9 protein-coding genes are annotated in these 12,454 nt (G+C 60.4%); 2 read left to right on the top strand and 7 right to left on the bottom strand.

Features of this window, described 5'->3' with window-relative positions; all coding sequences use genetic code 11:
• Positions 1-62: 62 nt before the first annotated feature.
• The 3 genes from DT23_RS15600 to DT23_RS15590 form a co-directional block, all read right to left on the bottom strand.
• The gene (locus tag DT23_RS15600; protein WP_038132686.1) at positions 63-1,466 is read right to left on the bottom strand and encodes an FAD-binding oxidoreductase; all 1,404 of its coding nucleotides are present in this window, start codon (positions 1,464-1,466) and stop codon (positions 63-65) included.
• A gap of 51 nt (positions 1,467-1,517) precedes the next feature.
• Positions 1,518-1,958 carry a DUF1178 family protein gene (locus DT23_RS15595; protein WP_038132684.1) on the bottom strand — a complete coding sequence of 147 codons (441 nt, stop codon included), beginning with the start codon at positions 1,956-1,958 and terminating at the stop codon, positions 1,518-1,520.
• A 70-nt stretch (positions 1,959-2,028) separates the two neighbouring features.
• Positions 2,029-3,237 (bottom strand): 3-deoxy-D-manno-octulosonic acid transferase, encoded by a 1,209-nt coding sequence (locus DT23_RS15590; protein WP_038132682.1) that lies wholly within the window; start codon positions 3,235-3,237, stop codon positions 2,029-2,031.
• Positions 3,238-3,405: 168 nt separating this feature from the next.
• On the opposite strand from DT23_RS15590, the gene DT23_RS15585 reads away from it, so the two are divergent.
• Positions 3,406-5,001 carry a GMC family oxidoreductase gene (locus tag DT23_RS15585; RefSeq protein ID WP_038132681.1) on the top strand — a complete coding sequence of 532 codons (1,596 nt, stop codon included), beginning with the start codon at positions 3,406-3,408 and terminating at the stop codon, positions 4,999-5,001.
• A 288-nt stretch (positions 5,002-5,289) separates the two neighbouring features.
• On the opposite strand, the gene DT23_RS15580 is transcribed toward DT23_RS15585, so the two are convergent.
• On the bottom strand, positions 5,290-8,358 hold the full coding sequence (locus DT23_RS15580; RefSeq protein WP_038132680.1) for an efflux RND transporter permease subunit: 3,069 nt from the start codon (positions 8,356-8,358) through the stop codon (positions 5,290-5,292).
• A gap of 12 nt (positions 8,359-8,370) precedes the next feature.
• On the bottom strand, positions 8,371-9,549 hold the full coding sequence (locus DT23_RS15575; protein WP_051697352.1) for an efflux RND transporter periplasmic adaptor subunit: 1,179 nt from the start codon (positions 9,547-9,549) through the stop codon (positions 8,371-8,373).
• 359 nt (positions 9,550-9,908) lie between these two features.
• Here DT23_RS15575 and DT23_RS15570 point away from each other — a divergent pair, with 359 nt between their 5' ends.
• Positions 9,909-10,211 (top strand): hypothetical protein, encoded by a 303-nt coding sequence (locus DT23_RS15570; RefSeq protein WP_051697351.1) that lies wholly within the window; start codon positions 9,909-9,911, stop codon positions 10,209-10,211.
• Positions 10,212-10,369: 158 nt separating this feature from the next.
• On the opposite strand, the gene DT23_RS15565 is transcribed toward DT23_RS15570, so the two are convergent.
• Both DT23_RS15565 and DT23_RS15560 read right to left on the bottom strand, forming a co-directional pair.
• A complete protein-coding gene (locus DT23_RS15565) occupies positions 10,370-11,488 on the bottom strand; it encodes a quaternary amine ABC transporter ATP-binding protein (RefSeq protein ID WP_051697350.1) in 1,119 nt (372 codons plus the stop codon).
• Positions 11,481-12,392: an ABC transporter permease gene (locus DT23_RS15560; protein WP_038132678.1), complete on the bottom strand. Its 912-nt coding sequence runs from the start codon at positions 12,390-12,392 to the stop codon at positions 11,481-11,483. Before DT23_RS15560 ends, DT23_RS15565 begins: the two co-directional genes overlap by 8 nt.
• Between the last annotated feature and the right edge of the window lie 62 nt (positions 12,393-12,454).

Below are 12,454 nucleotides of genomic sequence, written 5' to 3'. Positions count from 1 at the left end.
GCTGCTTGCAAACACGTGAACCAAAGCGCTGCACCTCGTCAGAGTGATCTGACGGGGTGCATTCAGTTTTGCGCCAGCACCGCGCCGGGGTTCAATATGCCGTTCGGGTCAAGCGCGGTTTTGATTGCGCGCATCGCGGCCAGCTTGCCAGGATCTGCGTAGCGTTCCAGATCGGCTACTTTCAACCGCCCGATCCCGTGTTCCGCCGAAATCGAGCCGCCAAATCCATCCACGAGATCGTAAACAACCTGCGCCACGCGCCCGCGCAGGTTTTCGTATTCCCCACGGTTGCGCCCTTCGGCGGGAAAGGCGTTGAAATGCAGGTTGCCGTCGCCGACATGGCCAAAGCAGTTGATCCGCATATCCCCCAGCGCGACCAGTTCGCGCCGCGCGGTGTCGATAAATTGCGCCAGCTTGGGCAAGGGCAGTGAAATATCATGGCTGGAGATCGAGCCGATACGCTTATTCGCCTCGGGTAGATTTTCGCGCAGGGTCCACATCTGCGCACGCTGGGTGTCGGAACTGGCGATCACCCCGTCGCTGACCAGATCTTCCGCGGCCTCGAACAGCCCCGCCAGCGCATCTTGCGGATCAAGACCCGCGGGCAGGCCGATTTCAATCAGCACCGACCACTCGGGGCGCTGGGCGAAGGGCTGATGCACCTGCGGGCCGACCGCATCAAGAAACGCCAGCCCTTGCCCGGAAATCAGCTCAAACGCGCTGACACAGCCCGGCATCCGCGTCTCGGCCAGCTCCAGCAGGGCCAGCGCGGCGGCGGGGTTGGGGACGACCATCATCGCCGTGCCAAGCGCGGCGGGGCGCGGAAATAGCCGCAACGTGGCCGCCGTGATGATGCCAAGCGTCCCCTCCGAGCCGATCAGCAAGTCTTTGAGATCATAGCCTGTATTGTCCTTGCGCAGATGGCGCAGACCGGAAATCACCGTGCCATCGGCCAGCACGGCCTCAACGCCCAGACACAGCTCGCGCGCATTGCCATAGCGCAGCACGTTCACACCGCCCGCATTGGTGCCCAACACGCCGCCGATCTGCGCGCTGCCTTGGCTTGCGATCGTCAGGGGAAACAGCCGCCCGGCATTTTCGGCGGCGTCATGGGCGTCTTGCAGGCTCGCCCCGGCCTCAATTTCCAGAACATGGCCGGTGACGGCACGCACGGCGGTCATCTTCTCAAGACTCAGAATGACGGGTGCGGGGCCGGTTTCAATGATCTGCCCACCGACCAGCCCGGTGCCCCCGCCATAAGGCAGCACGCCGACACGCGCCGCGTTGCAGGCGCGCAAAACGCCCGCCACCTGCGCGGGGCTTTGCGGGCGCACCAGCAGCCCGCCATTGCCGTGATGACGCCCGCGCGGCTCTTGCAGATAGCGCGGCTCGGGGGCCTCGATGCGCAAGTCGGGGATGGCCTTCGTCAACTGCGCGGCAAAGGCTTGATCGGCGGGATTCAACATTCTGTGTCCTTCAACGTTGAACCGCTTCGCGCTGGGGCCGCCCGAAACGGTTCAGTTGGTTTTGCGACCGCTCAGGAAGGGCAGGGGAAGAACGGGTATCCCTTCCTCCAACATTTTGCGCGCCTCTTCCAGCTTTGCCTCGCCGTGAATTGCACGGGTCGGGCTGTCGCCGCTATGCATTGCGCGCGCTTCGGTGGCGAAATTTACCCCGACATAATCCGAGTTTTTCTCAATCTGGCGGCGCATCGTCGCGAGGGCCTGCTCGGTCTCGTTTTGCGGGGTTGAAAGCGGGCGTTCAGGCGGCTCGGATTGCGCTGTCTTATTGCGCGCAGGCGTCACCGACGGGGCCATCAGGCTTTTGGAGATCGCCGTGGATCCGCAGATCGCGCAATCGAGTTGCCCCGCAGTCGCAAGCGCCTCGAACCCGTCGGCCGAGGGGAACCAGCTATCAAACCGATGGCCCTGATCGCATTGCAATGTGTAGCGGATCATCTTGGCAAACTCCGTGCGGATGCTTCAGCAAATAAGCGAAATGCGCCCTAATGCAAGGGGTTTGGCATGTTCAGAACCGCGCGCGCAAGGCATTGGCCAAGGCAGAAATATCTGCCGCTGGCCCTAATGCGGCGGTTGCGGCCTGTGTTAATCTGGTTTGATCGGCGGCACTCAGGCTGGCCATCGCTTGCGCTAAATCGGCCTTGGTCTGACACGCCACCGCACCGCCTTGCGCATCAAGCGCGGCATAGGCCTCGCGGAAGTTTTCGACATGCGGCCCGTGTAAAATGGCGCAGTGATGGGCGGCGGGTTCGAACGGGGTGTGCCCGCCTTTTTCCACCAGCGAGCCCCCCACGAAACACATCCCGGCGCTGGCATACCAATTGTCCATCTCGCCCATCGTGTCGGCGAGATAGACCTCGGCGCCGGGTGGATCTCCCATCGAGCGGGTGGCATGGGCCAGCCCCGCCTTGGCGATCAGCGCTGCGATCTCGGGGGCGCGGCGCGGGTGGCGCGGCGCAAGGATCAGGCGCAAGTCGGGGCGGTGCGCGCGCGCTTGGGCAAAGGCGGCCAAAACCTGCGCCTCCTCGCCCTCATGGGTCGAAGCTGCCAGCACCGTGGAGGCCCGAGGCCAGTCCAGCGGCAGGGCGTCGCGCGTCGCAATTGCGGTCTTGAGGTTGATGCGGGGCAGCAGCCGTTCCGGCGTCAAACCGAGGGCGAGAAACCGCACCTCTGAGTCTTTGTCCTGCGCCGATAGCGCGCTGATCTGCGCCACCACCCGCCGCCCCAAACCCGTCTTGGCCCACCGCGCGCCCGAGCGGGCTGACATGCGCGCACCGATCACGATCACCGGCAACCCGCGCGCCGCTGACAGCGCCATGCGGTTGGGCCAAAGCTCGTTTTCCACTACGATCAACGCGCGTGGACGATGGGTGTTCAAAAACCGCGCCACCACCGCGCGATGATCCAGCGGTGCCATCCGCGCCACGATCCGCGCATCGTTCCAGCTATGCGCCAGATCCTGTGCCGTCACCGTATTTGTCGTGATCAGCACGCGCAGCGCGGGATCATCGGCCAAAAGCGCCTCGATCAACGGGCGCGCCGAGGTCAGCTCGCCATTGGAGGCCGCATGCACCCAAAGCGCACCGGGAACACGCGCCCCACCCCCCAGACGCTGACGCGCCTGCGCACCACTCTCGGCGCGGCGCAACACACGCAGGGCCAGCCACAGCAGAACGGGCAGTGCGATCAGATTGGTTAACAAGCGATAGGCAAACACTGGGGGTCTCCGATACTGCCCCGTCTTAGACCGGATGCGCCTACTGCGGCGCAAGCCCCGATCGGGCGTTTTCGCAAAGTCGTTTTGCGCGTTTGGCCCGATGCGGCCCTTGTTCCTGCGCGCTGTGCTTGCGACACTCGCCAGCGGAGGCATGTCAGGGAGGGGCGCATGGATCAGTTCGACTACGTCATCGTGGGCGCGGGCAGCGCGGGCTGCGTTTTGGCCAATCGGCTATCGGCGGACCCGAAAAACCGGGTGCTTTTGCTCGAAGCGGGCGGGCGCGACAATTACCATTGGGTGCATATTCCAGTTGGGTATCTCTATTGCATCGGCAATCCACGTACCGATTGGGGCTATAAGACCGCGCCTGATCCGGGCCTTGGCGGGCGCGAATTGCTGTATCCGCGTGGGCGCATTTTGGGGGGCTGCTCGTCGATCAACGGCATGATCTACATGCGGGGTCAGGCGCAAGATTTCGATATGTGGCGTCAGTTCGGCTGCACTGGCTGGGGCTGGGATGACGTCTTGCCACTCTATAAGAAGCAGGAAGATTTCTACAAAGGCGACAGTGACTTGCACGGTGCAGGCGGTGAGTTGCGTGTCGAAAAGGCGCGGGTACGCTGGGACATGCTGGATGCGTTTCTTGAGGCTGCCGAACAGGCAGGCTTCCCGCGCACCGATGATTTCAACACTGGCTCTAATGAGGGTGGCGGCTATTTCCACGTCACCCAGAAAAATGGCTGGCGCTGGAGCGCGGTCAAAGCCTTTTTGCGCTCGGCGATGAAACGCCCCAATCTGCGCGTCGAAACGGGTGCGCAGGTCGAACGTCTGGTGATCGACGAGGGTCGGGTTATTGGCCTCCGCTACAATCAGAACGGTGAAAGCCACGAGCTACGCGCGGGCGAGGTCGTGCTTTCGGCGGGCTCGGTTGGCTCGGTGCAAATCCTTGAGATGTCAGGCATTGGGCGCGGCGATGTGCTAAGTGAAAACGGCATCACGCCTGTTGCCGAAGTGGAAGGCGTCGGTGAAAACCTGCAAGATCACCTGCAGCTGCGGATGATATATAAGGTTCAGGGCGTCAAAAGTCTGAATACCATGGCCTCGAGCCTATGGGGCAAAGCCAAGATCGGGATGGAATATGCACTGTTCCGGTCTGGTCCGATGTCGATGTCGCCCTCGCAGGCGGGGGTGTTCACACGCAGCTTTCCCGAAAAGGAAACGCCCGATCTGGAATATCACGTGCAACCCGTGAGCCTCGATAAGTTCGGCGACGCGGTGCATCCGTTTCCCGCGATGACGGCCAGCGTGTGCAATCTGCGCCCCGAAAGCCGCGGCTCGATCCATATTAACAGCCCGGATTGGCGCGCGCATCCCACGATAGCCCCGAACTACCTGTCAACCGAGGGCGATCGGCGTGTCGCAGCCGAAGCGATCCGGCAAGTGCGGCGTGTGACCGAACAGCCCGCCTTCGCCAAGTTTCATCCCGAGGAATACAAACCCGGCCCGAGCTATCAAAGCGAGGCCGATCTGGTGCGTGCGGCTGGCGAGATTGGCACCACGATCTTTCACCCCGTCGGCACCTGCCGGATGGGCGCAGATGACGGCGCGGTTGTGGATGAACGGCTGCGTCTTAAGGCGCTTGAGGGGCTTCGCATCGCGGATGCGTCGATCATGCCGACGATCACATCGGGCAATACTAACGCGCCCACAATGATGATCGCGGAAAAGGCGGCAGCGATGATCTTGGAAGATGCAAAACGCTAGGCGATGCTGGCGATGCCCAGCGTGTGCCGATAGGGCGAATGCCTCCGGCGGGAGTATTTCTGGCTAGATGAAATGGCGGTCACGCGCCCCGCCAAGCCTAGCTAAGGGAGGCCGGGCGCGTTTCACCTAGCGCAGTCATCGGCTCTCCAGCCTGTCCTGCTCTGGCAGGGTAGCAAATGAGGATGAAAGCCGGGTTAACAAAACCGGCCTTTCATCTAGCTCAAAATACTCCCCGCGGAGCGTCCCGGCCGCGCCACACGCGCGCGGTCCGGGAGGTAGAGCAACGGTTTAGCCCGCCTCGACGCGCCGTTTTTCTGCTGCGTCCCAAGCTTTGTCCGAGGGCGAGATGAAGGTGTAAAACATCGGCACGACGAACAGCGTGAACAGCGTGCCGATCAGCAGACCCGAAAAGATCACGATGCCCATGGCCGAGCGCGCAGCCGCGCCAGCCCCTTCCGCCAGGATCAAGGGCACGACTGCCAGCGCCATAGCCGCCGTGGTCATCAGGACGGGGCGCAGACGAATCTGGGCGGCCCTAACGATTGCCTGTCGCCGTGTCAGCCCCGATTGCGCGCGTTGCTGATTGGCGAATTCGACAATGAGGATGCCGTGTTTCGTAATCAGGCCCACAAGCGTGATCAGACCCACCTCGGAGTAGATATTGAGCGTGCCAAGACCAAGGTTGAGCGGCAGCACAGCGCCAAAGATCGTTAGCGGCACAGTCATCATGATTATGAAGGGGTCGCGGAAGCTTTCAAACTGCGCGGCCAGCACGAGATAGATCACCAGCACGGCGGCTGCGAAGGCGATCAGGATCGTATTGCCTTGGCTTTTCTCGATCCGCGACTGGCCTGAATAGTTCAGGAAGAAGCCTTCGGGCATGACCTGATCGGCGATATCGGTGATCGTTTGCAGCCCTTGCCCCGTAGATTGTCCGGGCAGAGGCAGGGCGGTGATCGTTGCCGAGTTGAGCTGATTGAACTGTTCAATCGAAGCTGCGTTCACCCCGGTCTCGATCTTGACCAGCGCTGAAAGCGGCACCATCGCGCCATTGGCTGCACGCACGTAGTAGCGGCCCAGCTCCTCGGGGTTGGCGCGGAATTTTTGCGGCACTTGCGGGATGATGTCGTAGCTGTTGGAATCGCGGTCAAATTGCGCCACCGAGGCCTCGCCCACCAGCAGACCCAATGTTGTCCCGATGTCAGACACCGGCACATTCAGCGCCGCAGCGCGGTCGCGGTCGATCGTCACATTGACCTGTGGGCTGTCATAATTGAGCGAGTTTTGCACGATGATGAACTTGCCCGAGGCCTGCGCTTTGGTCTTGATTTCTTCAGCCACCTCGGCGACGCGTTTGGACGAATGGATTGATTGCAGCACGACCGAAATCGGCAGGCCGCCGCCCGTTCCCGGCAGCGAGGGGGGGGCGAAGGCAAAGCCTTGAAGACCGGTGGATTTGCCCAGATCGGCCTGAATTTCCGTTTGGATTTCTTTCTGGCTGCGGGTGCGTTCGGACCAATCCTTGAGCGCCCAGATATAGATGCCCGAATTGGTTGCCCCGCCAAAGCCCGCAATCGAAAAATCGGTGCGCACTTCGGGGATGCCGGCGGTATCCTTAGCCACTTGGTTGATGTATTTCTGCGTGTAATCGGTGGTCGCATATTGTGGCCCGGTCAGGATCGCAAACAGCGCGCCATTGTCTTCTTCTGGTGCCAGTTCCGTCGAAGTGTTCATAAGCATAAAGCCCGTCACACCCATCAGCGCGACCACAATCAGCAATGTTATGGGACGCACATCAAGCGAACCCGCCACGCGCCGCCCATACCAGCCTGAAAGCCGTTCAAAATTGCGATCCACAAAGGCTTGGAAGCCTTTGGCATCGCCATGCACCAGCAAGCGTCCCGCCATCATCGGCGTGATCGTCAAGGCGATGACACCCGACAAAATCACGGCACCCGCGAGCGCAAAGGCGAACTCGCGGAACAACTGCCCCGTCAATCCGCCGGTAAAGCCCAGAGGCGTCATCACGGCTGCCAGTGTGATCGTCATCGCGATCACGGGACCGGTGATTTCCTTCATCCCCTGCACGGCGGCGGGGATCGGTTTCATCCCGTCCTCGATATGGCGGTGAATGTTTTCCACCACGACAATTGCGTCATCCACCACCAGGCCAATCGCCAGCACCATTGCCAGCAGCGTCAGCAGATTGATCGAATATCCCAGCGCCATCAGCACCCCAAGCACGCCAATCAGCGAGAGCGGGATCGTCACGATAGGCATCGCGACCGAGCGGAACGAGCCGAGGAACAGCAAAATCACCACGACAACGATGGCCACTGCCTCGCCGATGGTCTTGAACACCTCTTTGATCGAGGCCGAGATCGTCTCGGTGGAATCATAGACCAGTTCGATCTTCATGCCTTCGGGGAGGGTGGCGTTGATCGCGGGCAGTTCCTTGCGCACCGCTGCCGCTGTATCAAGCGGGTTGGCTGCGGGCGTCGGTGAGATGCCAAGGAACGTGCCTTGTTTGCTATCAAACGTGACGATCTCGTTTTCTGCGGCTTTTGATAGTTCGATCCGGGCAACATCGCGCAGGCGTACGACTTCGTCGCCGTTAGAGCGGATCGGCAATTTTCCGAACGCTTCGGGGGTTTGCAGCGTCGATTGCAGGGTGATCGACTGGGCGACATACTCGTTTTTCGTCTTGCCCGGTGCCGACAGAAAGTTGGACGCACGAATGGCCCCAAGCACCTCGGAGGCGGTCACCTGGCGTGCCGCCAGCTTGTCGGGATCGAGCCAGATCCGCATTGCATAATCGGACGCGCCGATGATCTGCGTTTGGGCAACGCCGGGGATCGTGGACATGCGTGGCTTGATGACCCGATTGAGATATTCGGTCAGTTGTTCGGGCGTCATGTTGGGGTTTACGGCCGCCAGATACATCAGCGCGAATGTGCGCCCCGTACCTTTTACGATCACCGGATCCTTGGCATCCGAGGGAAGCTGGCCTTTGACCTGCTGCACCTTGGAGAGAACCTCGGTCATCGCAGCGTCCGAGTTCGAGCCCAGCTTCATATGCACCGAGATGACTGACGCCGAAGGGCGCGATTGCGTGGTGACGTAATCGACATTCTCGGTCGTCGCGACAGCAGCCGCGATGGGCGAGGTGATAAAGCCTTGGATCAGTTCAGGCGAGGCACCGGGATAGGCGGTGGTGATCGTGACCACAGTTTCCTCGACTTCCGGATATTCGCGGACCGGCAGGTTGAAATAGGCCTGCGCGCCGATCAACAGCATGAAAGCGCCCAGCACCATCGACAAGACGGGGCGGCGGATGAAGATTTCAGAGATGTTCATGTTCCGCGCCCCTTACTGCGATTTCGCGGCGTCTTGGCCGGTGCTTTCATGCATATCGAGCGCTTTCATCACATCGGCCTGCGTCGGGGCATCGGGATCGGGCGAGATCTTGTTGTCGATGCTCACCGTCGCGCCGGAGTTCAGTTTGTTCTGCCCGGCATTCACCACCATGTCGCCTGCTTTCAGACCCTTGGTGACCTCAATCAGCGTGCCCGAGCGGCGCCCCAGCGTGACAAAAACCTGCTTGGCGATCAGTTGCGGCTTGTCCGCACCGTCAGGCGTTTCCTTGCGCACGACAAAGATGGAATCGCCATAAAGGTTTGAACTCACGACGGTTTGCGGCAGCGCGATCACGTTCTTTTCTTCGGGAAGGATCACGCGGACATGCACGAATTGGCCCGGCGTCAGGCGCTCATCATCGTTGGCGACTTCGGCGCGCAGGGTCACTAGGCGCGAATTGGCGTCAATTTTGGGTTCTACGCCGGTGATTTCCCCTTTGAGGTCAAGCGTGCCGTCTTCGGTCGTGACTTCCACCGCCTGACCGACCACGGCTTGACGCGCCTGCTGTTCGGCCAGCGTGAAATCGACCCGCATGTGATCGCGGTCTTGCAGCGTCGCAAAGGTCGTGCCGGTGGCCGCATATTGGCCCAGCTCGACTTGCGGAATGCCCACCACACCGTCAAAGGGCGCAACAAGACGCTTTTTCTCAAGCAAGGCTTGCAGCTTTGCTACGGTTGCGCGGGCTTCTTGCGCGGTGGCCTCGGCTTGATCAAGGTTCGAGGTCGCCGACACGCCACGCTGCGACAACTCGCGAGACCGCTTGAGGTTCGTTTCCGCCAGATCCAACCCGGCATTGGCGGCTTCCAGATCGGCGCGCTCAGAGCGGTCATCGATTTTCAGCAAAAGCTGACCCTTTTTGACCTTGTCATTGGACTTGAAATTGACCTCCTGCACCGTGCCGCCCATTTCAACGGCCAGATCGGTGCCCTGCGCGGCCGATGCCGTGCCAATCGCCTCAAGCCCCGGCGTCCATGTGATCGGTTTCACCTCGCTGACGGAAACGGCCACGGGAGGCTGTTTCATCGTCGCGAAATACTGCGCGATCATCTTCGAGCGGAACATGTTGAAGCCGACGATTCCGCCAACGATGAGAATAAGCAGCACGATGGCGATGAGGAGGCGTTTGATCATTTGATAGGGTCCGTCGGTTAAAGTCGGTCACATTCGTGCGAGGTTCGTCTGGTTTTGAACCGAATGGTTCGGTTTAGCGGGCGGAGTCAATGCACATTCAGCGGCGCATAGACGCACAATGCACACCAAACTTTACGAATTGCTGACGAATTTGGCTCACAACGCTGTGAAATCAAGGCGAATTGGTGCGTAAGGGCGCGACCGTGTCTTATTAGGCGCGTTTTTCAACTGATCGCGTGTGACCCGAGGTAAATTTGACAATTGGGTGGCGCATCGGGCTCAAAGGGCACACTAATTTAACACTGATATGTAAGTCTCGGATTTCCGGGCCTGCAATGGCAAAAAATGCGAGGCACTACATGGACCCCCTTCAAGCGATCCGCATCGGTTTCGATGCAGCAAAAATTGGCTTTGAGGCGCAATCGGTAATCGCGATGCGCCTAGCCGGCATTGCCGGGCTCTGGAATGTTCCCGAAAATGAAAATGTCCGCATGGTGCAGGAAAAGCCGATGGCCGTGCTTGAGGCGGGACATGCCGCTTTTACCGCGCTGTTGCAAGGGCATAGCCCTGACCGTGTGGTTTCGGAATCAATGGCCCGCATCGGCCATCACACCCAAGCGAATATGGCACGGTTGTCCAAACGCGGCCCGAGCTGGTTCTAATCGCTTTGGGGCAAGACGGGGCGCGCCAAGACGGGGCGACGCCGCGATCCTGCCCCAACCGAACATCCATTGCAGTTTGATTTAGCGCCTCTGCGCCAGATGAGCAGCGGAGCACTCAAGCCATTGGCCAAGCGCTCCGCTTAGAAAACGCGGCCCGATCAGGCGGCGTCCTCTTCGTCCAGATCGTCATCGCCGTCATCTACTTCGGCGGGCGTGACCATCGCGGTCAGCATCGTGTGCATGTCGATCACGCCCATCGGGCGCCCATCCTTGCCAAGCACGGTGGCGTTGCGCACATCCTTGTCGGCCAGCTTGCGCGCAGCGAGTTCCAGCGTGGTCGTTCCCTTCACCCGCAGCTTGGGCAGGGCGACATCGCCCTCGGGCAGCGGGGTGGCAACGGTTGCCGCGCGAATCACGCGACCCCGGTTCACCTCGCGCACGAACTCGGCGATGTAATCATTGGCCGGGCGCAGCACAATTTCCTGGCCCGTACCGACCTGTTCCACCGCACCATCGCGCAAGATCGCGATCGTATCGCCAAGACGCAGCGCCTCATCGAGATCGTGCGTGATGAAGACGATGGTCTTTTTCAGCTCGGCCTGAAGGTCCAGCAACACTTTTTGCATATCCATCCGAATAAGCGGATCAAGCGCCGAGAACGCCTCATCCATCAGCAAGATATCGGCGTCATTGGTCAGCGCGCGCGCCAGACCGACACGCTGTTGCATGCCCCCTGAAAGCTGGTTTGGATAGTAATCTTCATAGCCCGACAGCCCCACCCGATCGATCCATTTGCGTGCAATCGGATTGGATTTCGACGTGGCGATGCCCTGAATGTCCAGCCCGTAGCGAGTGTTTTCCAGCACGGTGCGATGGGGCAGAAGCGCGAATTTCTGGAACACCATCGCCGTTTCGTGGCGACGGAATTCGCGCAGCTCATCGGGCGTCATCTTCATAACGTCGCGCCCGTTATACAAGATCTCGCCCGCCGTCGGCATGATCAGCCCGTTGATATGGCGGATCAGGGTCGATTTGCCCGACCCCGACAGCCCCATGATCACCGAAATCTGGCCCGGCGGCAGTTCGAGGTTAATGTCCTGCAACCCCAGCACGTGGTTGTGCTTGTCGTTCAGCTCGTCCTTGCTCATGCCTTTTTGCACGGCATCGACGTAGCGTTCGGAGTTCGGACCAAAGATCTTGTAGAGGTGACGGATCTCGATCCCCGAGCGGTTTTCGGGCGCATTGTTCGAGCTAGCATTGGTTGAGCTATCAGTCATGGCCGACCTCCGAGTGTTTCTGCAACCGTTTGCCAAAGGCTTGGCTGGCACGGTCGAAGATGATCGCAATCGCCACAAGGGCAAAGCCGTTCAGGAACCCGATCGTGAAGAACTGGTTGTTAATGGCTTGCAGCACATTCTTACCAAGACCGCCAACGCCGACCATCGAGGCCACGACGACCATCGCCAGCGCCATCATGATGGTTTGGTTCACACCCGCCATGATCGTGGGCAGCGACAACGGCAATTGCACGCCCCACAGCTTTTGACGCGAGCTGGCACCAAAGGCATCTGCGGCCTCGATCACCTCTTTATCGACAAGGCGAATGCCAAGGTTCGTGAGACGGATCATCGGCGGCACAGCATAGATCACCACAGCAATCACGCCGGGCACTTTGCCGATGCCAAAGATCACCACGACGGGGATCAGATAGACGAAAGACGGCATCGTCTGCATCACGTCCAGCACCGGGCTGAGCACCGATTGAAAGCGGTCAGAGCGCGCCGCGAGAATGCCAATCGGCAGCCCCAAGGCAATCGCGATCAGGGTCGCCACCGCCACCATCGCGAGCGTGGTCATCGTGTCTTCCCACAGCCCGAAGACGCCGATCAGACACATGCCGATGGCCGATCCGATCACGATCTTGATGCTGCGCGATGCCAGCCAGACCACGCCAAGAATAATCGCGAGAACGATAAACCAAGGTGTGTTGGTAAAGGCGTTCTCAAGCGTGTTGAGAAACCATTGCAACGGGCGGGTCGCCGCGTCGATCTGATCGGAATAGTGGCGCACGATGTCGCGGAAACCGTTGTCGATTCCCAGACGCATCAGGCGCAGGCTTTTGTCGGAGAGGGCGGGGAACTCACACAAGAGTTCCGGAAGGCCCCAGCAGGAAGCTGCCATCTATAAAGTCCTCTGGTCGCGAGCTGACGCGATGTTCAAATGAATGACGCGCGCAGGGATCT

It is taken from the genome of Thioclava indica, assembly GCF_000714545.1.
GTDB classification, from domain to species: domain Bacteria; phylum Pseudomonadota; class Alphaproteobacteria; order Rhodobacterales; family Rhodobacteraceae; genus Thioclava; species Thioclava indica.
This window is presented reverse-complemented; position numbering and strand designations above follow the sequence as displayed.